At 62.4% G+C, this 24,190-nt stretch carries 24 protein-coding genes and 1 riboswitch; of the genes, 17 read left to right on the plus strand and 7 right to left on the minus strand.

The window, feature by feature from the left end; translation table 11 throughout:
- Positions 1–5: 5 nt before the first annotated feature.
- Positions 6–938, minus strand: coding sequence for a dihydrodipicolinate synthase family protein (locus tag ATY76_RS26290; protein ID WP_088677586.1), 933 nt, complete (start codon positions 936–938; stop codon positions 6–8).
- Between the two features lie 153 nt (positions 939–1,091).
- Between ATY76_RS26290 and ATY76_RS26295 the strand changes: the two genes are divergently transcribed.
- The 8 genes from ATY76_RS26295 (at position 1,092) to ATY76_RS26330 (ending at position 9,162) form a co-directional block, all read left to right on the plus strand.
- Positions 1,092–3,308 (plus strand): primosomal protein N', encoded by a 2,217-nt coding sequence (locus ATY76_RS26295; RefSeq protein ID WP_088677587.1) that lies wholly within the window; start codon positions 1,092–1,094, stop codon positions 3,306–3,308.
- Between the two features lie 104 nt (positions 3,309–3,412).
- Positions 3,413–3,802 (plus strand): DUF4345 family protein, encoded by a 390-nt coding sequence (locus ATY76_RS26300; RefSeq protein ID WP_088677588.1) that lies wholly within the window; start codon positions 3,413–3,415, stop codon positions 3,800–3,802.
- 255 nt (positions 3,803–4,057) lie between these two features.
- A complete protein-coding gene (locus tag ATY76_RS26305; protein WP_088677589.1) occupies positions 4,058–4,624 on the plus strand; it encodes a F0F1 ATP synthase subunit delta in 567 nt (188 codons plus the stop codon).
- Positions 4,624–6,153 carry a F0F1 ATP synthase subunit alpha gene (gene atpA, locus ATY76_RS26310; protein WP_088677590.1) on the plus strand — a complete coding sequence of 510 codons (1,530 nt, stop codon included), beginning with the start codon at positions 4,624–4,626 and terminating at the stop codon, positions 6,151–6,153. Before ATY76_RS26305 ends, atpA begins: the two co-directional genes overlap by 1 nt.
- A 28-nt stretch (positions 6,154–6,181) precedes the next feature.
- The gene (locus ATY76_RS26315) at positions 6,182–7,066 is read left to right on the plus strand and encodes a F0F1 ATP synthase subunit gamma (RefSeq protein WP_088677591.1); all 885 of its coding nucleotides are present in this window, start codon (positions 6,182–6,184) and stop codon (positions 7,064–7,066) included.
- A 22-nt stretch (positions 7,067–7,088) separates the two neighbouring features.
- Positions 7,089–8,516 carry a F0F1 ATP synthase subunit beta gene (atpD, locus tag ATY76_RS26320; RefSeq protein WP_088677592.1) on the plus strand — a complete coding sequence of 476 codons (1,428 nt, stop codon included), beginning with the start codon at positions 7,089–7,091 and terminating at the stop codon, positions 8,514–8,516.
- Positions 8,516–8,755: a hypothetical protein gene (locus tag ATY76_RS26325; protein WP_004679291.1), complete on the plus strand. Its 240-nt coding sequence runs from the start codon at positions 8,516–8,518 to the stop codon at positions 8,753–8,755. The genes atpD and ATY76_RS26325 overlap by 1 nt, the downstream gene beginning before the upstream one ends.
- Positions 8,755–9,162: a F0F1 ATP synthase subunit epsilon gene (locus ATY76_RS26330; protein WP_088677593.1), complete on the plus strand. Its 408-nt coding sequence runs from the start codon at positions 8,755–8,757 to the stop codon at positions 9,160–9,162. The genes ATY76_RS26325 and ATY76_RS26330 overlap by 1 nt, the downstream gene beginning before the upstream one ends.
- Before the next feature lie 150 nt (positions 9,163–9,312).
- Here ATY76_RS26330 and ATY76_RS26335 read toward each other — a convergent pair whose 3' ends face one another.
- The 6 genes from ATY76_RS26335 to ATY76_RS26360 form a co-directional block, all read right to left on the minus strand.
- Entirely contained in the window at positions 9,313–10,050 is a 738-nt protein-coding gene (locus tag ATY76_RS26335) for a sugar transferase (RefSeq protein ID WP_088677594.1), read from the minus strand.
- 166 nt (positions 10,051–10,216) lie between these two features.
- Entirely contained in the window at positions 10,217–11,437 is a 1,221-nt protein-coding gene (locus tag ATY76_RS26340) for an acyltransferase (protein WP_088677595.1), read from the minus strand.
- A 66-nt stretch (positions 11,438–11,503) separates the two neighbouring features.
- Positions 11,504–12,514: an ABC transporter substrate-binding protein gene (locus ATY76_RS26345; RefSeq protein WP_088677716.1), complete on the minus strand. Its 1,011-nt coding sequence runs from the start codon at positions 12,512–12,514 to the stop codon at positions 11,504–11,506.
- 66 nt (positions 12,515–12,580) lie between these two features.
- The gene (locus ATY76_RS26350) at positions 12,581–13,390 is read right to left on the minus strand and encodes an ABC transporter ATP-binding protein (protein ID WP_088677596.1); all 810 of its coding nucleotides are present in this window, start codon (positions 13,388–13,390) and stop codon (positions 12,581–12,583) included.
- Positions 13,387–14,196: an ABC transporter permease gene (locus ATY76_RS26355; protein ID WP_088677597.1), complete on the minus strand. Its 810-nt coding sequence runs from the start codon at positions 14,194–14,196 to the stop codon at positions 13,387–13,389. Before ATY76_RS26355 ends, ATY76_RS26350 begins: the two co-directional genes overlap by 4 nt.
- Positions 14,197–14,204: 8 nt before the next feature.
- Positions 14,205–14,813, minus strand: a complete 609-nt coding sequence (locus ATY76_RS26360) for a YkoF family thiamine/hydroxymethylpyrimidine-binding protein (protein WP_088677598.1) — start codon at positions 14,811–14,813, stop codon at positions 14,205–14,207.
- Positions 14,804–14,917: riboswitch (TPP riboswitch) on the minus strand. Its footprint overlaps the gene before it by 10 nt.
- 262 nt (positions 14,918–15,179) lie before the next feature.
- Here ATY76_RS26360 and soxR point away from each other — a divergent pair.
- From soxR to ATY76_RS26405, 9 genes are all read left to right on the plus strand, one after another.
- Entirely contained in the window at positions 15,180–15,644 is a 465-nt protein-coding gene (gene soxR, locus ATY76_RS26365) for a redox-sensitive transcriptional activator SoxR (protein ID WP_088677599.1), read from the plus strand.
- 132 nt (positions 15,645–15,776) lie between these two features.
- The gene (locus ATY76_RS26370) at positions 15,777–16,547 is read left to right on the plus strand and encodes an SDR family oxidoreductase (RefSeq protein WP_088677717.1); all 771 of its coding nucleotides are present in this window, start codon (positions 15,777–15,779) and stop codon (positions 16,545–16,547) included.
- Between the two features lie 102 nt (positions 16,548–16,649).
- Positions 16,650–16,991, plus strand: coding sequence for a metalloregulator ArsR/SmtB family transcription factor (locus tag ATY76_RS26375; RefSeq protein WP_088677600.1), 342 nt, complete (start codon positions 16,650–16,652; stop codon positions 16,989–16,991).
- A gap of 44 nt (positions 16,992–17,035) precedes the next feature.
- Positions 17,036–17,932 (plus strand): LysR family transcriptional regulator, encoded by an 897-nt coding sequence (locus ATY76_RS26380; protein ID WP_088677601.1) that lies wholly within the window; start codon positions 17,036–17,038, stop codon positions 17,930–17,932.
- A gap of 132 nt (positions 17,933–18,064) precedes the next feature.
- A complete protein-coding gene (locus ATY76_RS26385) occupies positions 18,065–18,544 on the plus strand; it encodes a formate dehydrogenase subunit gamma (RefSeq protein ID WP_088677602.1) in 480 nt (159 codons plus the stop codon).
- Complete coding sequence (locus ATY76_RS26390) at positions 18,541–20,097, plus strand: NADH-quinone oxidoreductase subunit NuoF (RefSeq protein WP_088677603.1); 1,557 nt, start codon at positions 18,541–18,543, stop codon at positions 20,095–20,097. Before ATY76_RS26385 ends, ATY76_RS26390 begins: the two co-directional genes overlap by 4 nt.
- Before the next feature lie 63 nt (positions 20,098–20,160).
- Positions 20,161–23,040 carry a formate dehydrogenase subunit alpha gene (gene fdhF / locus ATY76_RS26395; protein ID WP_088677604.1) on the plus strand — a complete coding sequence of 960 codons (2,880 nt, stop codon included), beginning with the start codon at positions 20,161–20,163 and terminating at the stop codon, positions 23,038–23,040.
- Positions 23,041–23,101: 61 nt separating this feature from the next.
- Positions 23,102–23,926 carry a formate dehydrogenase accessory sulfurtransferase FdhD gene (gene fdhD, locus ATY76_RS26400; RefSeq protein ID WP_088677605.1) on the plus strand — a complete coding sequence of 275 codons (825 nt, stop codon included), beginning with the start codon at positions 23,102–23,104 and terminating at the stop codon, positions 23,924–23,926.
- Complete coding sequence (locus ATY76_RS26405) at positions 23,916–24,161, plus strand: formate dehydrogenase subunit delta (RefSeq protein ID WP_088677606.1); 246 nt, start codon at positions 23,916–23,918, stop codon at positions 24,159–24,161. The genes fdhD and ATY76_RS26405 overlap by 11 nt, the downstream gene beginning before the upstream one ends.
- Positions 24,162–24,190: the final 29 nt, after the last annotated feature.

Genomic DNA, 24,190 nt, shown 5'->3' on the forward strand with positions numbered 1-24,190 from the left:
CGGCCTCATGCGCCGATCTCCCTGAGGCGGATGGCCTGGCGGGCGAGCAGCCGTTCGACATCGGCAATGTCGGGCGCCGAGAGCCGGGCGCCGGGCTTGCGCAGAGCGGCGGACTTGATGACCCCGCGCTTGGCAAGGACGTATTTGCGGCAGGCCAGGCCGATGCCCTGCTGCTGTTCATAGCGGGCGAGCGGCAGATAGGCGTCGAAGATTTCATGGGCACGATCGGGATTTCCGGCGGCATGGGCCTCGACGACGCCGACCATCATCTCGGGATAGCAGAAGCCGGTCATCGCGCCATCGGCGCCGCGACCCATCTCCTCAGGCAGGAAAAGCCCGCCATTGCCGCAAAGGATCGAGATGCGCCGCATGGCGCCGCTGCCGCTGGCGGCGCGAAGCGCGGTGATCTTGGCAAGGCCCGGCCAATCCTCATGCTTGAGCATGACGCAATTGGGCACTTCCCTGACGATGCGCTCGATGACGCCAGCGGCGATCGTCACATTGGTGGTCAGCGGATAGTCCTGCAGCACGAAGGGCGTGTCACCCAACGCCTCGCCGACCGACTGATAAAAGGAGAAAGCCTGATCGTCGGTCCTGACGGTCCAGGGCGGCGCGACCATGACGCCGGCCGCACCCGCGCCCATGACGGTTTCCGCGAGCTCGCGCATCGGTGCGAGCCCTGGCGCCGAGACGCCGACGACGACGGGAAGGCGTCCATCCAGGCGCTTCAGCACACGCTCGACGACGATGCGTGATTCCTCGGCCGTCAGCTTCGGCGCTTCGCCGAGCTGGCCGAGGACCGTCAGACCGGTGACGCCGGCACCCTCGTAGAAATCGACCATGCTGTCGATACTGGCAAGATCCAGCGCGCCGTCGTCGGTGAAGGGTGTTACGGCGATTACATAGACACCCTTGGCATCTTCGGTCAGTCTAGCCATTCGTTCCTCTCCGATTCAGCGGTCGAATAAATCGCCCCGGCAATCTATGCGCTCCATCACGTGCCCAGCAACCCTTATCCACGTCCGTTGCCTGGCGCGGATGTCCGTCTTTGCGGTTCCAATTCCAATGATTTGCGGGCATGGTCTCGCGCGATGAGCACAGATTCGTCCGATCTCTTTGGCGCGCTTTTCGAGGCACCGCCCGCGAACCGCACGGTTCCGGTGCTGGTGCCGATGCCGGCGCCGAAACCCTATTCCTATTCGGTGCCGGAGGGCATGGCGGTCGAGCCCGGCTCGGTCGTGCAGGTGCCGCTCGGGCCGAGGCAGGTGATCGGCGTCGTCTGGGACGGCGGCGAAGATGGCGTCGATCCGAAGAAGCTCCGGCCGATCAGCCATGTCTTCGACTGCCCGCCGCTCTCCCGCGAGATGCGGGATTTCATCGATTGGGTTGCGACCTACACGCTTTCGCCGCCTGGGCTCGTCGCGCGCATGGCGCTCAGGGCGCCGAACGCCTTCGAGCCGGAACCGATGGTGGAAGGGCTGAAGCTCGTCGGCGGCGAGCCGGAGCGGATGACGCCGGCGCGCGCCCGGGTGCTCGATGCCGCCGCGGACGGCTTGTCGTGGACGCGCAGCGGCCTGGCGCATGCTGCGGGTGTCTCGACGAGCGTCGTCGATGGGCTGATCACGCTTGGGATCTTCGAGACGATATTCCTGCCGCCGCCGCCGGTGGTGGCGAAACCCGATCCCGATTTCGCCGCCGCGCGCCTGGAAGGGCCGCAGAGGCAAGCGGCCGAGGAGATCGTCGGCGACGTTTGCAAGGGCGAATTCGCGGTGTCGCTGATCGACGGAGTAACCGGCTCGGGCAAGACGGAGGTTTATTTCGAGGCGATCGCCGAGACGCTGAAGCGCGGCAAACAGGTGTTGATCCTGCTGCCGGAAATTGCGCTGACGGCAAGTTTCCTCGAACGCTTCCAGGACCGTTTCGGTGCAAAGCCCGCCGAATGGCACTCCGATCTGCCGCCGCGCATGCGCGAAAAGGTCTGGCGCCAGGCGGTAACAGGGGAAGTCAGGGTCGTGGCGGGCGCGCGCTCGGCACTCTTCCTGCCCTTTGAAGATCTCGGCCTCATCATCGTCGACGAAGAGCACGATCCTGCCTACAAGCAGGAAGACCGCGTTTTCTACAATGCCCGCGATATGGCAGTGGTGCGCGGTCGCATCGGCGACTTTCCCGTCATCCTGGTGTCGGCGACGCCTTCGGTCGAAAGTCAGGTCAACGGGCAGAGCGGGCGTTACAGCGCCGTCCATCTGCCGACGCGGTTCGGCGATGCCGCACTGCCGGACCTGCATCTCATCGATATGCGCAGGCATGCGCCGGAGCGCGGCGGCTTCCTGTCGCCCGTCTTGATCCGGGCAATCGGCAAGACGGTGGAGAGGCGCGAACAGGCGCTGCTCTTTCTGAACAGGCGCGGCTACGCACCGCTGACGCTCTGCCGGGTGTGCGGCCACCGTTTCCAGTGCCCACAATGTTCGAGCTGGCTGGTGGAGCATCGCTTCCGCAAACAGCTGCAATGCCATCAATGCGGCCATACCGAGCGCACGCCGGAGGCATGCCCGGAATGCGGCACGCTCGACCATCTGGTCGCCTGCGGCCCGGGGGTCGAGCGCATCGCCGAAGAGGTGGAGCGGCATTTCCCCGAGTCCCGCACGATCGTTCTCTCCTCCGATATCATGGGCGGCGTGAAGCGGCTGCGGCTGGAGCTGGAGGCGATCGCCAAGGGGGAGGCCGATATCGTCATCGGCACGCAGCTCGTCGCCAAGGGCCATAATTTTCCGCTGATGACGCTGGTCGGCATCGTCGATGCCGATCTCGGCCTTGCCAATGGCGATCCGCGCGCGGCCGAGCGTACATTCCAGCTGCTGTCGCAGGTGACCGGCAGGGCCGGGCGCACGGGCCTCAAGAGCCATGGGTTGCTGCAGACCTACCAGCCGCAGCATCCGGTGATGCAGGCGATCGTCTCAGGCGATTCTGGCGCCTTCTACGAGCGCGAGATCACCGAGCGCGAACGCGCCGCACTGCCGCCTTTCGGCAGGCTCGCCTCGGTCATCGTTTCGGCCGAAACCCGCCACGACGCCGAAAATCATGCGCGCGGCATGCGCAATGCGGCGCCGCAGGTTTCGGGCATTTCGGTGCTCGGCCCGGCGGAAGCGCCGCTGGCGCTGGTGCGGGGCCGCCACCGCTTCCGCCTTCTGGTGCACGGGCGGCGCAACTCCGACATGCAAGGCTTCCTGCGGGCGATGCTGTCGCAATCGCCGAAGGAGCGCGGATCTGTGCAGGTGCAGCTCGATATCGATCCGCAGAGTTTCCTTTAGCTTGCCGCGGATCGCCCGCCGGCGTTTTCTGGCGCCGCCGCCATTTCATCCTTTTCCGGCCCATGCCATAAAACAGCGATTCGCGAGTGATTTGGGGCTGAAGCATGGAGTTCTATTTTCCGACCGAGCTTGGCGAGCAGCTGGCGTTCTGCTCCGCGGCCTTCACCGCGCTGGCGGGCTTCGTCATGATGTTCGCGCCGGGCCACGCCTTGCGTCTTCTCGGCCTGCAGGCGCGCGAGGGGCGGCCGGAAGGCTATGGCGAGGCGCGCTCGATGGGCGGTTTTTATCTCGGTTTCGGGGTCTCGGCGATCATGCTCGCCCAGGACTGGACCTATATGGCGCTCGGCGCTTCCTTTGTGATGGCTGCCTTTGCCCGTATCATCTCGATCCTGTCCGATAAGGGGAGTAATATCGTCAACTATTTACTTCTGGTTGTGCAGATTGTTTTGGCCGCATTGCCTCTGCTTTATGTTTTCGGCTTCATCCAGGCGTGAATTTCGCCACCTGCGGACGGCCTCTACGGCCTGCCTCCAAGTCATTGCGCAATTTTGCGGACAGAAATTCATGTGAAAGGCGTATTCGGGCATTACGCGTGTTGCGAGTCCGAACATCCTATGTTAGACGGACCCCGAATTTCGGAAGAAGCAAGAGGCTTCTCTTGTGATTTCTGGGGGAAATCAAAACGAATTCAAAGTCATAGGCTCGGCGCCCGCCGAAAGCCGGATTTTGGATTGAAATCAGGGAAATTTGTGCCAGTGGCAGACACGTCCCAGCTTACTTCTGGTGTTGCAGAGCGCTATGCCTCGTCGCTTTTCGAGCTGGCGCTCGAAGAAGGCGCCGTAGACAGGGTAACCGCCGATCTCGACCGTTTTCAGGCGATGCTGGATGAGAGCGATGATCTGAAGCGCTTCATCCTGAGCCCGGTTTTCTCCGCCGAAGACCAGCTGAAGGCGATCGTCGCCGTCAGCGAAAAGGCCGGCATCTCCGGTTTCTTCGCCAATTTCCTGAAGGTCGTGGCGCGCAATCGCCGCCTGTTCGCCCTGCCGGGCATGATCAAGGCCTTCCGGCTGATTGCCGCCAACCATCGCGGCGAAATTTCTGCCGAGGTTACCTCGGCCCATGCTCTGACCGCAGAGCAGGAAAATGAATTGAAGGCGGCGCTGAAGGGCGTCACCGGCAAAGACGTGGCGATTGCCGTCACGGTTGATCCGTCAATTCTTGGTGGTCTGATCGTCAAGGTCGGGTCCCGTCAGATTGATACGTCTCTTCGTACCAAACTCTCTACCCTTAAGCTTGCATTGAAAGAGGTCGGCTGATGGATATCCGCGCCGCGGAAATTTCCGCAATTCTCAAAGACCAGATCAAAAATTTCGGCAAAGAGGCAGAAGTCTCGGAAGTCGGCCAGGTTCTCTCCGTCGGTGACGGTATCGCTCGCGTTTACGGTCTGGACAACGTCCAGGCCGGTGAAATGGTCGAGTTCCCCGGCGGCATCCGCGGCATGGCTCTGAACCTTGAATCCGACAACGTCGGTGTCGTTATTTTCGGCTCCGACCGCGACATCAAGGAAGGCGACACCGTCAAGCGTACGGGCGCCATCGTTGACGTTCCAGTGGGTCCGGAGCTGCTCGGCCGCGTCGTCGATGCGCTCGGCAACCCGATCGACGGCAAGGGTCCGATCAACGCGACCCGCCGTTCGCGTGTCGACGTCAAGGCTCCCGGCATCATTCCGCGCAAGTCGGTTCATGAGCCGATGTCGACCGGCCTCAAGGCCATCGACGCGCTGATCCCGGTCGGCCGCGGCCAGCGCGAGCTCGTCATCGGCGACCGCCAGACCGGCAAGACCGCCATTCTTCTCGATGCCTTCCTCAACCAGAAGGCCATTCACGACAATGGTCCGGAAGGCGAGAAGCTCTACTGCGTCTACGTCGCCGTCGGCCAGAAGCGCTCGACCGTCGCGCAGTTCGTCAAGGTGCTCGAAGAGCGCGGCGCGCTGAAGTACTCGATCATCGTCGCCGCCACCGCTTCCGATCCGGCTCCGATGCAGTTCCTCGCTCCGTTCGCCGGCTGCGCCATGGGCGAATACTTCCGCGACAACGGCATGCATGCGCTGATCGGCTACGACGACCTGTCGAAGCAGGCCGTATCCTACCGCCAGATGTCCCTGCTGCTGCGCCGCCCGCCGGGCCGCGAAGCCTATCCGGGCGACGTTTTCTACCTGCACTCTCGCCTGCTCGAGCGCGCTGCGAAGATGAACGATGACAAGGGCGCCGGTTCGCTGACCGCTCTGCCTGTCATCGAAACGCAGGGCAACGACGTGTCGGCCTTCATTCCGACCAACGTGATCTCGATCACCGACGGCCAGATCTTCCTTGAGACCGACCTGTTCTATCAGGGTATCCGTCCGGCCGTTAACGTCGGTCTGTCGGTTTCCCGCGTCGGTTCCTCGGCTCAGATCAAGGCCATGAAGCAGGTCGCCGGCTCGATCAAGGGCGAGCTCGCCCAGTACCGCGAAATGGCCGCCTTCGCCCAGTTCGGTTCGGACCTCGACGCTGCGACGCAGCGCCTGTTGAACCGCGGCGCACGCCTGACCGAACTCCTGAAGCAGCCGCAGTTCTCGCCGCTGAAGACGGAAGAGCAGGTCGCGGTTATCTTCGCCGGCGTCAACGGCTATCTCGACAAGCTTCCGGTCGCTTCGGTCGGCAAGTTCGAGCAGGGCTTCCTCTCTTATCTGCGTTCGGAAGGCTCCGCCATCCTCGACGCGATCCGCACGGAAAAGGCAATCAGCGACGATACCAGGGGCAAGCTCACCGCTGCTCTCGATAGCTTCGCAAAGTCTTTCTCGTAATCAGGCCCTAAGTTAGGACGGATCACGGATGCCTTCACTTAAGGATCTGAAAAACCGGATCGCCTCCGTCAAGGCGACGCAGAAGATCACCAAGGCGATGAAAATGGTCGCCGCGGCGAAGCTTCGGCGTGCGCAGGAGGCGGCCGAGGCCGCCCGGCCGTATTCGCAGCGCATGGGTGCGGTTCTGGCGAACATCGCCAAGGCCGTCACCGATGCGGATGGCGCGCCGGCGCTGATGACCGGCACCGGCAAGGACCAGGTCCATCTGCTGGTGGTCTGCACGGCGGAGCGCGGTCTTTGCGGCGGTTTCAACTCGCAGATTGCGCGCTTTGCGCGTGACCATGTCCGCAAGCTGCTGGCCGAAGGCAAGACGGTGAAGATCTTCACCGTCGGCAAGAAGGGCTACGACATCCTGCGCCGTGAATATGCGTCGCTGATCATCGAGCGCAAGGAACTGCGCGAAGTCAAGAAGATCGGTTTCGAGAATGCCGACCAGATCGGCAAGCGCATCATCGACATGTTCGCCGCCGGTGAGTTCGACGTCTGCACGCTGTTCTACTCCGAGTTCAAGTCGGTGATCAGCCAGGTTCCGACCGCGCAGCAGCTCATCCCGGCCAAGGCTCCCGAGGCCGTTGCCGAAGATGCGGAACATGCAGGCGCCGTCTACGAATACGAGCCGGATCCGGCGTCGATCCTCGACGATCTGATCCCGCGCAACATCTCCGTCCAGATCTTCCGTGCTCTCCTTGAGAACGTCGCGGGCGAGATGGGCGCCAAGATGAGCGCTATGGACAATGCGACGCGCAATGCCGGTGAGATGATCAACAAGCTGACGCTGAGCTACAACCGTCAGCGTCAGGCTCAGATCACCAAGGAACTGATTGAAATCATTTCGGGCGCGGAAGCGCTCTGAGTTAGGGAAAGAGGGTAAGAATATGGCTGAGGCAGCTACCCGCTCTGTCGGCAAAGTCACCCAGGTTATCGGCGCCGTCGTCGACGTTGCTTTCGAAGGCGAACTGCCGGCGATTTTGAACGCGCTTGAAACCGACAACAACGGCAACCGCCTGGTTCTCGAAGTCGCTCAGCATCTGGGCGAAAACGAAGTCCGCACCATCGCGATGGACTCGAGCGAAGGTCTCGTCCGCGGTCAGCGGGTCGTCGATACCGGCGCTCCGATCTCGGTTCCTGTCGGCGATGAAACGCTCGGCCGCATCATGAACGTCATCGGCGAGCCGGTCGACGAAGCAGGTCCGCTGACCACCGCTCACAGGCGCGCCATCCACCAGGACGCTCCGGCTTATGTCGAGCAGTCCACGGAAGCGCAGATCCTCGTCACCGGCATCAAGGTCGTCGACCTTCTTGCGCCTTACGCAAAGGGCGGCAAGATCGGCCTGTTCGGCGGCGCCGGCGTCGGCAAGACCGTTCTGATCATGGAACTGATCAACAATGTCGCCAAGGCGCACGGTGGTTACTCGGTCTTCGCAGGCGTGGGTGAACGTACCCGCGAAGGCAACGACCTCTACCACGAAATGATCGAATCGGGCGTCAACAAGCATGGCGGCGGCGAAGGCTCCAAGGCTGCGCTCGTTTACGGCCAGATGAACGAACCGCCGGGCGCCCGCGCTCGCGTCGCTCTGACCGGTCTGACCGTCGCAGAACACTTCCGCGACCAAGGCCAGGACGTTCTGTTCTTCGTCGACAACATCTTCCGCTTCACGCAGGCAGGTTCGGAAGTGTCGGCTCTGCTCGGCCGTATTCCTTCGGCCGTGGGCTATCAGCCGACGCTGGCAACCGACATGGGCCAGATGCAGGAGCGCATCACCACGACGACCACGGGTTCGATCACCTCGGTGCAGGCCATCTACGTTCCGGCCGACGACTTGACCGACCCGGCGCCGGCAACCTCGTTCGCCCACTTGGACGCAACGACCGTTCTGTCGCGCTCGATCGCCGAAAAGGGCATCTACCCGGCCGTCGACCCGCTCGACTCCACCTCGCGCATGCTCGACCCGATGGTCGTCGGCGAAGAGCACTATGAAGTCGCTCGTAAGGTGCAGTCGACGTTGCAGCGCTACAAGGCCCTGCAGGACATCATCGCCATCCTTGGCATGGACGAACTGTCCGAAGAGGACAAGATCGCCGTTGCCCGCGCCCGCAAGATCGAGCGCTTCCTGTCGCAGCCGTTCTTCGTCGCCGAAGTCTTCACCGGTTCGCCGGGCAAGCTCGTCGCCCTCGAAGACACGATCAAGGGCTTCAAGGGTCTCGTCAACGGCGAATATGACCACCTGCCGGAAGCCGCCTTCTACATGGTCGGCTCGATGGACGAAGCTGTCGAGAAGGCCAAGAAGCTCGCTGCTGCCTGATGAGCGATGCTCAGGACGAGATATTCTGCTGCGACTCCCTGAAAGGGGTCGTGGCGGAACTTCCGGAACCGGCAGCACCTACCGTCTACCGTGCCGATAACGGCGTGATCATGATGGTCGTGGGGTTGGTTCAGACCGAGGAGGGCCTCGGATATCTCGACCAGGCGATACTGCACTGCCCGTTCTGCGGGACCAAATTGCAAGATGCAAAAGCCATAGCCGAGAAGGTAAGTCACTGATGGCTGACAATTTCAACTTTGAGCTCGTTTCGCCGGAGCGTCTGCTGCTGTCGGAGATGGTGACGGAGGTCGTCATTCCCGCGAACGAGGGCGAAATGACCGTCATGGCGCACCATGCGCCGACGATGACGACGATCAAGCCGGGTGTTGTGAGCGTGCGTTCGGCTTCCGGCAAGAAGCAGGACTATGTCGTGTTCGGCGGCTTTGCCGATATTCTGCCGACCGGCTGTACGCTGCTCGCCGAATCTGCGGTACCAGTGGAAGAGCTCAACAAGGACGAACTGACCCGCCGCATCGAAGCTGCGAAGAAGGAACTCGAGGATGCCGAGCATCACGAGCACAAGTCGAAGCTCGAGCATTTCATCATGGAACTGACGCATCTGCGCGGCATCGTCCAGCAAGACTGATCGCCATCAACGGCATCGATCGAAGGCGGCCTCTACGGCCGCCTTTTTTGTTTCTGCTTTTTTCTCGGATATGGGAACGGCGTCATCGAACGGCTGAAATGAATGAACGGCCATGATGGCCGTTCTGCGGTGGCCGTGATGAGGTCCGTCTTAGAAACCGGTGCCGCCGCGCAGTTCGATGACCAGGGTCTTGAACAGGATCTTCATGTCGAGCAGCAGGCTGAAATGTTTGACGTAGAAGATATCGCAGGCGATGCGGGCGCGGGCTTGCAGCGGCCGCGCCGTCGGGCCGCGCCAGCCGCGTGTCTGCGCAAGACCGGTGATGCCGGGGCGCATGACGTGGCGGTGGTGGTAATCCGGCACGAGCTCCTCGTAGAGCCTGCCGGCCGCCCGCATATTGATGGCATGGCAGCGCGGGCCGACCAGCGACATGTCGCCTTGGAGGACGTTCAGAAGCTGCGGCAATTCATCGATATTGGTCTTGCGGAGGATCGCGCCGATGCCGGTGACCCTGACGTCGCCTTTGACGGTCTGCTGAATGCCGCTGGGATCGCAGGCTTCCGTGCGCATCGACCGGAACTTGAGGACCGTGATCTTCCGGCCGTTCAGCCCCCAACGGATCTGGCGGAAGAACACCGGGCCGCCGTCGTCGAGTTTGATGAAAAGCGCGATTGCCAGAAAAAGGGGCGCCAGCACGATCAGGGCGCTGGCCGATACGATGATGTCGATGAATCGTTTCACGACCAGTCGGAGCACCATCTCTCTTTTCGAATCGGGAAAGCTATCCGGCTGGCGAATATTGGAATTCGCTATAACCAGTGCCTTGATTTTGTCCTGATGCCGAGACGCATCGAAGCGCGCGTTCCTCTTCGAAGGAAAAGCATTCATTACAGAATGTCCACAAGATTATTCTAACACTGAACCGCAGCGAAACAAATACATGCTCAGCTATCGTTTGTCATCGGTATAAATAAGAAATTAGTAAGCATGAAGGCGCCAAAAATGGGAGTATTTCCCGTTAACCTTAATGCCTGTAGTTGAGGTGATGGGGAATTTATACTTTGAAAGGAGTAGCCCGATTGGGTTGGCCGCTCGCAAGCCGGCTGCCAAAATGGATCGCCGGCCTTTCCAGGAGATAGTAGCTGAGGGTCGCAACCAGGAAGAGGAGCACCACCGTCAGCCCGCAAGATTGAAGCCAGCCGGTCACGACGTTTTCGGTGGAAGCACCGAAGGAGCCGGGATCGAGCCTTTGGATCAATATCAGGATGATCTCCTGCCAGATGTAGATGCCGAAGGAGATCTTTGCCGTGTAGCGGACAGGAGCATTGTCGAGCAGCCTGCCCAGGACCAGTGAACGCGTCAATGATACCAAGGCGGTCGCGACCGCGAGCGGGAAGAGCGGAAAGCCGTATGGGATATCGAGCCAGCCGAAGGCTTCCGGCGTGCCGCCGGGCGATATGACCAGCCGGTAGGCGGCAACGACGAGGGCGAGAAGTGCAGTGGCATCGAACCAGGCGGAGCGCTTCAAGGGCAGCATGATCTCGATGCCGGCGGCAAGCGCGCCGATCGCGAAGACGGCGAAAAAGCCGATCGGATTATATTTGGGCATCCATTCCTTCGCTCCGCCCTGCAGGCCGTACTGCCAGCCGCGCCCGATGTCGTCGAGCGCAAAGAAGGTCAGGATCAGCACATGGGCAACAAGCACGCCGCCGATGATGCAAAGCCAGGCGGAGCGGGTGAGCAAGGGGTGCTTTCTCAAGGTCGGGGAACGAAACAGCAGGAAGAAGCAGGCGGGCAGCAGCACATAGCTGGTAACCTCGAAGGGAATGGACCAGAGCGGCCCATCGGCTTCGACGGGAAAAAGGGTTCGCCAATGCCACTGGCTCATGAACAGCATGCCGGAGACGTAGCGGAGCGCAAGCTCCGGCGTCAGCGGCAGGGCAAGCAGCGTCAGGCTGAGGGCGAAGCTGACGGTGGCGGCGACCCAGAAGCCGGGGGCAATACGCGCCGCCCTGCGGATCGCATATTCCCGCAGGTTCGGCATATCGCCGCCCGCGTCGAGCGCGCGCCAGAAGGGACGAGCCAGAAGAAAGCCGCTCAGCACGAAGAAAATGGCAACGCCGAAATTGCCGAAGCGGGCGATATGTGCGGCCGGCGCAAGCTCGTCGGGAATCCTGCGCATATCCAGCCGCAGCACGAGATGGTGGGCAAGCACCAGCAGACAGGCCGTCGCGCGCAGAAAGTCCGCCCCGGCCAGTCTTTCCTCTTGTCTCATCGCGCCCCTCGCCTTGCCCGGCGATTGTGACGTGGAAAGCCGCGCCGGGCAAGGCTGGGATTGGGTTCAGCCAAGGAGTTCGTTGGTATAATAGGCGGAAAAGTCCGGCTTCTCCTTGAGTGCGGCGCCGTTCGCATCGACCAGGATGCCGTTCTCGAGGAGGAAACTGCCGATGGCCTCGGCCTTTGCCGGGTCGAGGTTGCCGATCACGCCGGCCTCCGATTTCAGGAAGTGCCCCTCGATCAAGGCCTTCTGAGAGGCCTTTACCAGTTCCGTATTCATCAGCGCGCCATTGCTGCCGGAGATCAACAGGTCGCAGGCTTCGTCGGGATGGTCGATGGAATAGGCGTAACCCTGGCGCGTCGCCTGGATGAAGGCGCGGGCATGCTCCCGGCTTGCCGCGAGATAGGCGTCGCTAGAGACGATCACCGTCGTCTGTTCGTCGGGAATGCCATAATCGGAATAGTGGAAGCGGCTGATGTTCCGGTTTTCCAATTGGGCGGCGATGCCTTCCCAGGTGTAGATCTCCAGCGTGAAATCGATCGAGCCATTGTCCAGCGCCTCGTAGGCAGAGGTGCCGAGGGTGACGGTCTTGACGTCGCCCTTGCCGCCGTCGTTGCGGATCATCGCGGAGACCAGCGCGCTCTCCCAGGTGCCGCCGAAGCCGCCGTAGGTCTTGCCGTCGAGATCCTTGGGGCTCTTGATGTCGTCGCGTCCGCCCTTGAAGATCAGGCGGGCGGTTTCGGTCTGGACGACGCCGTAGACCATCTTCACGTCGCCGCCGCCGGCGCGCTGCGTGATGGCTTCGATCTCGCTGCTGATGCCGAAATCGGCGACGCCGTTGGACACCAGCGTTCCGGCGCTGGTGTCGGTGAAGGGAAGAATTTCGACATCGAGGCCGGCGGCGGTATAAAAGCCTTTCGCCTTGGCGACATAGATGCCGATATGGTTGGTGTTGGGCGTCCAGTCGAGCGCGATGCGAACCTTTGCCGGCGCCGATTGGGCGAAGGCGACGCGGCCGGCGAGGCTTGTTGCGATGGCGGCGAGGATCGTCTGGCGACGGGTGAGAAGCGGCATGGTGACCTCCTCAGGTCTGTGGAGCGTGAGGCCGAAAAACGTGCGGTTTTTGGACGACATCATGCTCTAACTCTTTAAATTAGAATAGGATTCAGATTTTAGGCCGCCTGGCCTGAAATCATCCTGTTCCAGCGGATGAAGCAGGGTTTGCAGGATTTCAGTCTCGATCGCCTGGGCCGCCGGCGAGCCGAGATCGGCGATGCTTCTCGGGCGGGGCAGGGGAACGCGGAATTCGCGGATGACGTGGGCCGGGCGGGCGGAGAGCACGTAAATGCGGTCGGAAAGAAATACTGCCTCGCGCACATCATGGGTGATCAGCAGCGCCGTCCAGCGGTGCTCGGTCCACATGCCCTGAAGCCACTCCTGGATCTGCGTGCGCGTTAGGGCGTCGAGTGCGCCGAAGGGCTCATCGAGCAGCAGCATGTCCTGGGTCTGGATGACGGTGCGCAGCAGTGCCGCGCGTTGCCGCATGCCGCCGGAAAGCGCGGAGGGATAGTGGTGCTCGAAGCCGGCAAGGCCGAACCGCTCGAACAGCGGCGCGACAGCGGCGCGGGCGGCGCGGCGGCTCATGCCCTTTACCTCCAGGCCGAGCGCGGCATTGTCAATGATCCGGCGCCAGGGCATCAGCGCATCGCGCTGCGGCATGAAGGCGAAGGAATGCAGGGCCTGTTCCAGCGGTACGCCATTGAAAAGCATGGTGCCGGAATCGGGCTGAAGCGCCTGTGTCAGCAATCTCAGCACCGTCGATTTTCCGGAACCGGATGGGCCGACGATCGACACGAACTCACCGTTTGCGACGCTCAGGGAAATATCGCCCAGGACCTTCATGCCGTCGAAGGTCTTCGAGATGTTGCGCAGTTCAAGCATGTCGGTCATCGGCGCCGCTCCCGGGGTGGCTGCCAGGGCATGGCGAGACGCTGGATCATCAGCGTCAGCCCGAAGAGGCAGAGCGTCAGAACGGCGCTGACGATCACGGCTGCGAGCACCAAATCGGGGCGGAAGTTGTTCTTGGCATTGAGGATATAGATGCCAAGGCCGCTCGCGGCGCCGGCATATTCGGCAAAGATCGCGCCGACGACGGCATAGGTGATCGAAATCCTGAGGCCGGCGAAGAAATAGGGCAGGGCGGAGGGGAGCCGGGCGAGTCGGAAAATGCGCCAGCGGCTCGCCTTCATCGAGTTCAGGAGTTCGGCGATGTCGCGGTCGGTCGATTCATAGCCCTGCAGCAGGGCGACCAGCAGGGGGAAGAAGGTTACCAGCGCCACCAGCAGAATCTTCGGCAGCAGGCCGAAGCCGAACCAGAGCACGACGAGGGGTGCGATCGCCACCAGCGGCAGGGTCTGGCTGGCGATGAAGATCGGCAGCAATGCACGGCGCATGAAGGGCACAAAATCCATGAGGATCGAGGAGACGAAGGCGAAGGCCAGCGACAGCGCAAAACCGCCGAGCGTCGCGCTGAGCGTCGGCCAGGTATTGGCGGCCAGCGCTTGCCGGTTCAGCCAACCCTGGATGAGAATGCGGGAGGGGGCCGGCAGGATGGAAGGCTTGATACCGGAAAGATCGACATAGAGTTCCCAGGCCGCCAGGAAGGCGCAGCCGGCGAGCAAGGCGGGCATGCCCCGGTAGAGAGCGGCGCGGAGCGCTGGAAGGCGCCAATCCGATGGTTGCGGCGATGTCGTCACGTTCGATTTCAGGCTTTCGTCGGGCTGTTGGCGGAAATCGTGATGTCGAGGGTCACATGTCCCTCGGGATCGCCGAAGCGATGAAAAGCCTCGCGAATGGTCGCGAAGATAGCGCCGGCATCGCCGCTCAGCCTGGTGCAGAAATTCTTCGAGCGATCGAAGGTTCCGGAGCGCTTCAGGAAGTCGATGCAGCCATAGATCTCATCCATATGGGTTCCGCTTCCCATGACGTAGAGCGAGAATTGGGCGGCGGTCGGCTGACCGGTTTCATCGGCGGCTTCGACGGCGGCCAGTGCAGCGTCTATGCGCCCGGCAAGCGGTTCCGCCTGTTCGGAGGAAGAATTGATGCCGCAGATGGCGTCGTCGGGCTCGCCCGGGCAGCCGCGTGAGACCGCGGCGGAGAGCACGCAATGCTCGCCGGTTTTTGCGGCGGCGACGAACAGATCGCGCATGGCGGAAAAGAGGATGTCGGGCGGGCCGACCAGCAGCGTGGAGATATCGTCGGTCTCGATGCGCAGCCGGTCACGATAGGGATCGAGCGCCTTGACGGCATCAAGGATGATGCCGACGAAATTGCCGGACATCGGATAGAGCGACACTTGTGCGCCGGAAAACATTTGGACCTCGCTCCGCTGGCATTACCCAGATCAGCTTTGAAGGGTCCAGAAGCTTGCGCCTCACATCTCAGCCCCGGCAATACGGAGCTCCCCTGTAATCGGCGCGGAAATTATCACCGGGGGTCTCCTCCCGCAACCGCAAAGTTCGCAACCCGTCCGTGTGGTGGGGATGAGCCGAATGTAAAGGAAAAACACCCGGACGGAGGTCCTGTCCGGGTGTTTCTCGAGGTTCCGTACCTGCCGGGAACGGAACCGAAGCCTGATATTTCGAGGGGCGAGGCAGGCATGCCTCCTTTCGGCGGCCGGGCTTTACGGCTGCAGGAGCAAGATTTATAAAACCTCAACCAATATTGAGGTCAACAGGCGATGGATAGATTTTCTCCGGCCGCGCTCGGCAGGCTGCTCACGGTCGGCGAAGTGGCGGAGCGCAGCGGCCTTGCCGTCTCGGCGCTGCACTTCTACGAGACCAAAGGGCTGATCTCGAGCATTCGCACCCGCGGCAATCAGCGGCGCTACGGCCGCGATGTGCTGCGACGCCTCGGCATCATCAAGGTGGCCCAGCGCGTCGGCATTCCGCTTTCGGAAATCCAGGCGGCGTTCGAATCGCTGCCGCAGGGGCGCACGCCGACAGCCGCCGATTGGCAGACGCTGTCGGGGCTGTGGAAGGACGATCTCGACGAGCGAATCAGGCAATTGAGCCTGCTGCGCGACAGGCTGGCCGGCTGCATCGGCTGCGGCTGTCTGTCGATCGAAAGCTGTCCGCTGCGCAATCCCGGTGACCGGCTCGGCAGGGAAGGACCGGGTGCTCGGCTTCTGGAGGACGAGAGCTAGTTTGCCCGGGGAAGTCTCCCCAGTAAGATTTCTCCCGTGAAGATCGATGCGCGCCTTTCTTTCGGTCTGCGCACTCATATGTTAACAGCGAATGGCGCAACCGGCGGCCATGTCCGCGAGGAGGACGGCTTCGTGTTTCATCCCAGACTGTTTGAAAATCGCAATGTCGTCGTGACCGGCGCCGGTCGCGGCATTGGCCTCGAAGTGGCCCGCCAGTTTCTGGATTGCGGCGCGAAGGTGATCGTCCATACCGGGCGCAAGCCCGGACGGGATCTGCCGGATTTCCTGCTGACGGCCGAATCCGAAAGGCGGGCGCTGTTGCTGAATGCCGATTTCTCGGCTGTCGGCGGCGCGGCGCAGTTTGCCGAAGACGCTCTCGCCTTCTTCGACAAGGTGCATGTGCTCGTCAACAATGCCGGCACCATGCTCGGCCGTTTTCCGGCCGGCACGCTCACCGATGCGGATTATGAGGCGGTCGTGCGACTGAACCAGACATCGGTGGTGGCGCTGACGCGGGCGTTGCTGCCGGCGTTGAAGGCGGCTCAGGGGGCTGCCATCGTCAACACGGTTTCGATTTCGGCGCTGACCGGCGGCAGCCCCGGTTCCTCGATCTATTCGGCTTCGAAAGCTTTCGTGGCGACCTATTCCAAGGCGCTCGCCCGCGAGCTCGCGCCCGACGGAATCCGCGTCAACTGCGTCTCGCCGGGAACGATCGAAACCGATTTCCACGAGCGCTATTCCTCCCGCGAGAAGCTGGAGCAGACCAGAAAATCCATCCCCCTGCAGCGGCTCGGAACGGCGGAGGATTGTGCGCCGGCCTATCTCTTCCTGGCGGCTCCTTCGTTGTCCGGATACATCACCGGCCAGGTGATCGAAATCAACGGCGGTCAGCTTATCTGCTGATTTGTTTGGACCTTTTTTGGCATTTCATCACTTTTGGCCAATTCGCTTCTGCGAATATGCTACTGTACTGATCTACCTCATTGCCTCCTTCCGAGATCTCGAATGCCATTGCCAAAACCGGAGCCGGGGATGACCGGCCAGGAGTTGCATAAGCTCGCTGGAAAAGCCCATGAAGCGAGTGATCTTCTGAAAGCGCTGGCGCACCAGACGCGACTTCTGATCCTCTGTATCTTGTCGACCGAGGAGCGAACGGTAGGCCAGATCGAAAGTATCCTCGGCATCCAGCAGGCAATGGTTTCGCAGCAGCTCGCGCGCTTGAGGCTCGAAGGCCTGGTCAATACGCGCCGCGAGGGCCGGCTGGTCTATTACAGCATCGGCAATGTCAGCGTGCTTGCCTTCCTCGAATCGCTGTTCGATCTCTTTCCAGCTGCGGAAAACAGTTAGCCCCCGCCCTTGCGCAGTACGGCTGCTATGTCGAAGATAAGGGGATGATCGACAAGCTGGAATTCTTTATCGCCCTTGCCAATGAAAAGCATTTCGGCCGCGCCGCGGAAGAGTGCGGGATCTCGCAGCCGACGCTTTCGGCCGCGATCCGGCAGCTCGAAGATCAACTCGGCGTCATGCTGGTGCAGCGCGGCTCCAGGTTCCAGGGGCTGACGCCGGAGGGGCAGCGCGTGCTCGAATGGGCCCGGCGCATCGTCGGCGACACCCGCACCATGCGCGAGGAGATGCGCGCCGCGCGCCGCGGTCTTTCCGGCCACATCCGCCTTGCCGCCATTCCGACGGCGCTGGCCATGCTCTCGCGCATCACCACGCCGTTTCAGGAGCGCCATCCCGGCGTGACCTTCTCGATCGTCTCGCGCAATTCGCTGCAAGTGCTGAGCATGCTCGAAAATCTCGAAATCGATGCCGGCATCACCTATCTCGAAAACGAGCCGCTCGGCCGCGTTACTAGCGTTCCCCTCTATGCCGAACGCTACAATCTGATCACGGCCGCCGGCAGCCCGCTGTCCGACCGCGACAGCGTCACCTGGCGGGAGGTCGGCGATCTTCGGCTTTGTCTATTGACCGCCGACATGCAGAACCGCCGCATCATCAACCGGCACTTGATCGAGGCCGGCGCCACAGTACACCCGACACTCGAATCCAATTCGATGATCGTGCTGTTCTCGCATGTCCGGACCGGCCGCTGGGCGAGCATCATGCCGCGCAATGTGGCGAAATCCTTCGGATTTCCCGTCGAAATCCGCATGATCCCGATCGTCGAGCCGGAGGCGCATCATCTGGTCGGCCTTGTGGCGCCTTATCGCGAGCCGTTCACGCCACTGGTGTCGGCACTGCTGCACGAAGCCAGAGTTTTGGTCCAAGAGGAAGAACTTCAATAGGAAAAAGCTATCAAGCAACGAGATAGCTTTATTGATTGCCGGCTGCTTCCTTGAGATGCTGCTTGCGAAAATGACACTCAGGCTGGGGGAGGCCGTCATTTTGCAACGAGCAAGCCGTGGGAGGGCTGCCTTATGACCATTCATATCGCCGAAGGCGATATTGCAGCGCGTACCCGTTCCATCGTCGCCAATCTTCGCTTCCTCGAAGGGCCGCTGCTCCCCATTCTGCACGAAGTTCAGGAAGAGTTCGGCTATGTGCCGCAGGAAGCCCTGCCGGTCATTGCAGAGGAACTGAACCTCTCGCGCGCCGAAGTGCATGGGGTCGTGACCTTCTACCACGATTATCGCAATCACCCCGCCGGACGGCATGTGCTGAAGCTCTGTCGTGCCGAGGCCTGCCAGTCTATGGGCGGCGATGCGGTGGCCGAGCGCGTGAAAAGGCTGCTCGGCATCGATTTCCACCAGACGACGCTTGATGGCAGCGTGACGCTGGAGCCGGTCTACTGCCTCGGGCTCTGCGCCTGCGCGCCATCAGCCATGCTCGATGGCGAGGTCTATGGCCGTGTCGATGATCAGATGGCGGCGGAACTCGTCGCGGAGGCACGTCGATGACAGTGAAGATTTATGTTCCGCGCGATGCCGCTGCGCTGGCGCTCGGGGCCGAAAAGGTGGCAAAGGCGATTGCCCAGGAGATCGCCGCCCGCGGCCTCGACGCAGAGATCGTGCGCAACGGCTCGCGCGGAATGTTCTGGCTTGAGCCGCTGGTCGAGGTCGAAGTCGCCGGCAAACGCATCGGCTATGGGCCGGTCAAGGCAAGGGACGTGCCTGTTCTCCTCGATGCCGGGATGATGAGCGCCGGCGATCACCCGCTCTGTCTCGGGGAGGTTGAAGACCTCCCGTTCCTGAAGGAACAGACCCGCCTGACCTTCGCCCGCTGCGGCATCACCGATCCGCTGTCGCTCGCCGATTACGAGGCGCATGGCGGCCTTGCCGGCCTTCGCCGCGCCGTTTCGATGACGCCTGCCGAGATCGTCAAGGAGGTCACCGATTCCGGCCTGCGCGGACGCGGCGGCGCGGGTTTCCCCACAGGCATCAAGTGGAAGACCGTTCTCGATGCCGCCGGCGACCGCAAATATATCGTCTGCAATGCCGATGAGGGCGACAGCGGCACCTTTGCCGACCGGATGATCATGGAGGGCGATCCCTTTGTGCTGATCGAGGGCATGGCGATCGCTGGACTTGCGACCGGGGCGACCAAGGGCTTCGTTTACACGCGTTCGGAATATCCGCATGCGATTGCGGCAATGACCGAGGCTGTCGGCATCGCCCGGCAGGCCGGCATTCTCGGCCTTTCGGTGCTCGGCTCGGGCCGCGCCTTCGACATCGAGGTGCGCACCGGCGCGGGAGCCTATGTCTGCGGCGAGGAAACGGCTCTGCTGAACAGCCTCGAAGGCAAGCGCGGCATCGTGCGCGCCAAGCCGCCGCTGCCCGCGCATAAGGGCCTGTTCGACTGTCCGACCGTCATCAACAATGTGATCTCGCTGGCCTCGGTGCCCGTCATCATGGAAAAGGGCGCTGCCTTCTACCGCGATTTCGGCATGGGCCGCTCTCGCGGCACAATCCCGCTGCAGATCGCGGGCAATGTCAGGTATGGCGGGCTCTATGAGACCGCTTTCGGTCTTTCGCTCGGCGATATCGTCGACAGGATCGGCGGCGGTACGGCCACGGGGCTGCCGGTCAAGGCCGTGCAGGTCGGCGGTCCGCTCGGCGCTTATTTCCCGCGGGCGCTGTTCGACACGCCTTTCGACTACGAAGCCTTCGCCGCCAGGGAAGGGCTGATCGGCCATGCCGGCATCGTGGTCTTCGACGATACGGCCGACATGCTGAAGCAGGCGCGTTTCGCCATGGAATTCTGCGCCGTCGAAAGCTGCGGCAAGTGCACGCCCTGCCGCATCGGCTCGACGCGCGGTGTCGAGACGGCCGACAAGATCGCCCAAGGCATCGAGCCGGAGAAAAACCGGGTGCTGCTTGCCGATCTCTGCAACACGATGAAATTCGGCTCGCTCTGCGCGCTCGGCGGTTTCACGCCTTATCCCGTCATGAGCGCCATGACGCATTTCCCGGAAGATTTTTCGCCGGGGCCGATCGTGGAGGCTGCGGAATGATGACTTTCTACCCGTCAACTTCCTCCGAATCGCTCATCTCCACGTCCATACAGGAGGCCGACCATGTCTCTCATCCATGAAATCGACTACGGCACTCCCGCTTCCAAATCCGAGGCGATGGTGACGCTGACCATCGACGGGCAGCAGATCAGCGTGCCGGAGGGCTCCTCCATCATGCGCGCCTCGATGGAGGCCGGCATCCAGGTGCCGAAGCTCTGCGCCACCGATATGGTCGATGCGTTCGGCTCCTGCCGGCTTTGTCTCGTCGAGATCGAGGGCCGGGCCGGAACGCCGGCCTCCTGCACGACGCCGGTGGCCGCGAATATGGTGGTGCACACGCAGACGGGGCGGCTGAAGGATATCCGCCGCGGCGTGATGGAGCTCTACATTTCAGATCACCCGCTCGACTGTCTCACCTGCGCCGCCAATGGCGATTGTCAATTGCAGGACATGGCGGGCGCTGTCGGCCTGCGCGACGTGCGCTACGGCTATGAGGGCGACAACCACGTCAAGGCGCGTAACAACGGCGACATCAATCTGAAATGGATGCCGAAGGACGAGTCCAATCCCTATTTCACCTATGATCCCTCCAAATGCATCGTCTGTTCGCTTTGCGTGCGCGCCTGCGAGGAAGTGCAGGGCACGTTTGCGCTGACGATCGAGGGGCGTGGTTTCGGCTCCCGCGTGTCATCCGGCATGCATGAGAATTTCATCGATTCCGAATGCGTCTCTTGCGGTGCCTGCGTGCAGGCCTGTCCGACAGCGACACTGACGGAGAAGTCGGTGATCCAGATCGGCCAGCCCGAACATTCCGCCGTCACCACCTGCGCCTATTGCGGCGTGGGCTGCTCCTTCAAGGCGGAAATGCGTGGCGAGGAGCTGGTGCGCATGGTGCCGTGGAAGGATGGCCAGGCCAATCGCGGACACTCCTGCGTCAAGGGCCGCTTCGCCTACGGTTATTCCACCCATAAGGACCGTATCCTCAATCCGATGATCCGCGAAAAGGTCAGCGACCCCTGGCGGGAGGTGAGCTGGGACGAGGCCTTCGCGCATGTAGCTTCGGAGTTCCGGCGCATTCAGTATCAGTATGGCCGCGAGTCGATCGGCGGCATCACCTCCTCGCGCTGCACCAACGAGGAAACCTATCTGGTGCAGAAGCTGGTCCGCGCCGGCTTCGGCAACAACAATGTCGACACCTGCGCCCGCGTCTGCCATTCGCCGACCGGCTACGGTCTCGGCCAGGCCTTCGGCACCTCGGCCGGCACGCAGAACTTCGACAGCGTCGAGTATTCCGATGTCGTCGTCATCATCGGCGCCAATCCGACGGACGGGCATCCGGTGTTCGCCTCGCGGCTGAAGAAGCGGCTGCGTCAGGGCGCCAAGCTGATCGTCATCGATCCGCGCCGCACCGATATCGTCCGTTCGCCGCATGTCGAGGCGTCCTACCATCTGCCGCTGAAGCCGGGCACCAATGTCGCCGTCATGACGGCGCTGGCGCATGTGATCGTGACCGAAGGTCTCTATGACGAGAAATTCATCCGCGAGCGCTGCGACTGGTCGGAGTTCGAGGATTGGGCCGCCTTCGTCGCCGAGCCGCAGCACAGCCCCGAAGAGACCGAGATCTTCACCGGCGTGCCGGCGGCGGATCTGCGCGGTGCGGCGCGGCTCTATGCCAAGGGCGGCAACGGCGCGATCTATTACGGCCTCGGCGTCACAGAACACAGCCAGGGCTCGACCACCGTCATCGCCATCGCCAACCTTGCCATGGCGACCGGCAATATCGGCCGTCCCGGCGTCGGCGTGAACCCGCTGCGCGGCCAGAACAACGTGCAGGGCTCTTGCGACATGGGCTCCTTCCCGCACGAGCTGCCGGGCTACCGGCACATTTCCGACGATGCGACGCGCGACATCTTCGAGAAACTCTGGGGCGTGAAGATCAACAACGAGCCGGGCCTGCGTATTCCGAACATGCTGGATGCGGCGGTCGACGGCTCCTTCAAGGGCATCTACATCCAGGGCGAGGACATTCTCCAGTCCGATCCCGATACCAAGCATGTCGCGGCCGGGCTTGCGGCGATGGAATGCGTCGTCGTGCAGGATCTCTTCCTCAACGAGACCGCCAATTACGCCCATGTCTTCCTGCCGGGCTCGACCTTCCTCGAAAAGGACGGCACCTTCACCAATGCCGAGCGCCGCATCAACCGCGTGCGCAAGGTCATGTCGCCGCGCAACGGCTATGGCGACTGGGAAGTGACGCAGAAGCTTGCCCAGGCGATGGGGCTCGACTGGAACTATACCCATCCGTCCGAGATCATGGACGAGATCGCCGCGACGACGCCGAGTTTCGCGCTTGTAACCTACGACTATCTCGAAAAGATGGGTTCGGTGCAGTGGCCCTGCAACGAAAAGAACCCGCTCGGCTCGCCGATCATGCATGTCGACGGTTTCGTCCGCGGCAAGGGCAAGTTCATCCGCACCGAATATGTGGCGACCGACGAACGCACCGGTCCGCGCTTTCCGCTGCTGCTCACCACCGGCCGCATCCTCAGCCAGTACAATGTCGGGGCGCAGACCCGCCGGACCGAGAATGTCGCCTGGCATGCGGAAGATCGGCTGGAAATCCATGCGCACGATGCCGAGCAGCGCGGCATTCGCGACGGCGACTGGGTGAAGCTCGTCAGCCGCTCCGGCGACACGACGCTGAGGGCCCTGATCACCGATCGCGTGGCGCCGGGTGTCGTCTACACCACCTTCCATCACCCCACGACGCAGGCGAACGTCATCACCACCGACTTCTCCGACTGGGCGACGAACTGCCCTGAGTACAAGGTGACGGCGGTGCAGGTCTCGCCCTCCAACGGGCCGACCGACTGGCAGCTGGAATATGACGAGCAGGCGCGGCAATCGCGCCGCATCGCCGGCAAGCTCGAGGCGGCGGAGTGACGATGGGGGTGCGGGCTGGCGTTAGCGGTAAGACTGAAGGGCGGATGAGGGGGCGTATGCCATGAGCTTTCCGACCACCGCCCGCGTTCCCGAAACCGCCCGCCGCAACGGGATCATGCACACCGGCTCGCGCATCGTGCCGGAAGAAGTGCCGGTCGCCTTTTCCTATGGCGGCAGCACGCATGCGGTGATGATGGCGACGCCTGATGATCTCGAGGATTTCGCCGTCGGCTTCAGCCTGACCGAAGGGATCATCACCAAGCGGGCAGAGATATCGGCCATCGAGATCGTCGAAGGCGAGCAGGGCATCGACGTGCAGGTGAGCCTTGTCGACGACGTCGCCGATCGGCTGCAGGCGCGGCGCCGCAGCATGGCGGGACCGGTCGGCTGCGGGCTCTGCGGCATCGAATCGATCGAGCAGGCGGTGCGGCAGGTGCCCGATGTCTCGGCATCGCCGTTGTCGCTGTCGCATGCCGATATCGTGTGCGCCGTTTCGCTTCTGAACGAGGCGCAGCCGCTGCATCGGGAGACGCGGGCGGTGCACGGCGCCGGCTTCTATCTTCCGGCCAGAGGATTGCTTGCGGTGCGCGAAGATGTCGGACGGCACAATGCGCTGGACAAGCTCTGCGGGGCCGTCATCCGCGCCGGCGAAAACGGCGGGGGCGGCGCCGTTGCCGTGACCAGCCGGCTTTCGGTCGAGATGGTCCAGAAGGCGGCGATTCTCGGCAGTCCCGTGCTCATCGCTATTTCAGCGCCGACCGCTCTTGCCATCCGCACGGCCGAAGAGGCCGGCATGACGCTCGTCGCGTTGGTGCGCGGCGAGGATTTCGAGATTTTCACACACCCGCACCGCATCTCGCCCGGAAGCATCGCCGATGTCGCATGATACCAAGACCAAGCTCGTCTACATGGCGAACCAGATCGCAACCTTCTTCAAGAGCCAGCCGGCAGACGAGGCCGTGCAGGGGGTGGCTACCCATATCAACAAATTCTGGGAGCCGCGCATGCGGCGGCAATTGTTCGAAATTCTCGAAAAAGAGGAAAACGGTCTGGATGCCCTCGTGCTGCAGGCCGCTCCGATGATCCGCAAACCGGAGGCGGAAGCACAGCAGATCCGGTAGTCCAAAGTGGCGTGTGCAGAGGGAGGCAC

Origin of the sequence: Rhizobium sp. R339 (genome assembly GCF_002211395.1) — a bacterium.
In the GTDB taxonomy this organism is placed as follows: Bacteria; Pseudomonadota; Alphaproteobacteria; order Rhizobiales; family Rhizobiaceae; genus Rhizobium.

What these genes read in the sequence shown, in the direction of transcription:
- ATY76_RS26290 (WP_088677586.1), bottom strand. Translation starts at nt 938, where the DNA reads ATGGCTAGACTGACCGAAGATGCCAAGGGTGTCTATGTAATCGCCGTA.
- ATY76_RS26295 (WP_088677587.1), top strand. Translation starts at nt 1,092, where the DNA reads ATGAGCACAGATTCGTCCGATCTCTTTGGCGCGCTTTTCGAGGCACCG.
- ATY76_RS26300 (WP_088677588.1), top strand. Translation starts at nt 3,413, where the DNA reads ATGGAGTTCTATTTTCCGACCGAGCTTGGCGAGCAGCTGGCGTTCTGC.
- atpA (WP_088677590.1), top strand. Translation starts at nt 4,624, where the DNA reads ATGGATATCCGCGCCGCGGAAATTTCCGCAATTCTCAAAGACCAGATC.
- ATY76_RS26315 (WP_088677591.1), top strand. Translation starts at nt 6,182, where the DNA reads ATGCCTTCACTTAAGGATCTGAAAAACCGGATCGCCTCCGTCAAGGCG.
- atpD (WP_088677592.1), top strand. Translation starts at nt 7,089, where the DNA reads ATGGCTGAGGCAGCTACCCGCTCTGTCGGCAAAGTCACCCAGGTTATC.
- ATY76_RS26325 (WP_004679291.1), top strand. Translation starts at nt 8,516, where the DNA reads ATGAGCGATGCTCAGGACGAGATATTCTGCTGCGACTCCCTGAAAGGG.
- ATY76_RS26330 (WP_088677593.1), top strand. Translation starts at nt 8,755, where the DNA reads ATGGCTGACAATTTCAACTTTGAGCTCGTTTCGCCGGAGCGTCTGCTG.
- ATY76_RS26335 (WP_088677594.1), bottom strand. Translation starts at nt 10,050, where the DNA reads ATGAATGCTTTTCCTTCGAAGAGGAACGCGCGCTTCGATGCGTCTCGG.
- ATY76_RS26340 (WP_088677595.1), bottom strand. Translation starts at nt 11,437, where the DNA reads ATGAGACAAGAGGAAAGACTGGCCGGGGCGGACTTTCTGCGCGCGACG.
- ATY76_RS26345 (WP_088677716.1), bottom strand. Translation starts at nt 12,514, where the DNA reads ATGCCGCTTCTCACCCGTCGCCAGACGATCCTCGCCGCCATCGCAACA.
- ATY76_RS26350 (WP_088677596.1), bottom strand. Translation starts at nt 13,390, where the DNA reads ATGACCGACATGCTTGAACTGCGCAACATCTCGAAGACCTTCGACGGC.
- ATY76_RS26360 (WP_088677598.1), bottom strand. Translation starts at nt 14,813, where the DNA reads ATGTTTTCCGGCGCACAAGTGTCGCTCTATCCGATGTCCGGCAATTTC.
- soxR (WP_088677599.1), top strand. Translation starts at nt 15,180, where the DNA reads ATGGATAGATTTTCTCCGGCCGCGCTCGGCAGGCTGCTCACGGTCGGC.
- ATY76_RS26375 (WP_088677600.1), top strand. Translation starts at nt 16,650, where the DNA reads ATGCCATTGCCAAAACCGGAGCCGGGGATGACCGGCCAGGAGTTGCAT.
- ATY76_RS26380 (WP_088677601.1), top strand. Translation starts at nt 17,036, where the DNA reads ATGATCGACAAGCTGGAATTCTTTATCGCCCTTGCCAATGAAAAGCAT.
- ATY76_RS26385 (WP_088677602.1), top strand. Translation starts at nt 18,065, where the DNA reads ATGACCATTCATATCGCCGAAGGCGATATTGCAGCGCGTACCCGTTCC.
- ATY76_RS26390 (WP_088677603.1), top strand. Translation starts at nt 18,541, where the DNA reads ATGACAGTGAAGATTTATGTTCCGCGCGATGCCGCTGCGCTGGCGCTC.
- fdhF (WP_088677604.1), top strand. Translation starts at nt 20,161, where the DNA reads ATGTCTCTCATCCATGAAATCGACTACGGCACTCCCGCTTCCAAATCC.
- fdhD (WP_088677605.1), top strand. Translation starts at nt 23,102, where the DNA reads ATGAGCTTTCCGACCACCGCCCGCGTTCCCGAAACCGCCCGCCGCAAC.
- ATY76_RS26405 (WP_088677606.1), top strand. Translation starts at nt 23,916, where the DNA reads ATGTCGCATGATACCAAGACCAAGCTCGTCTACATGGCGAACCAGATC.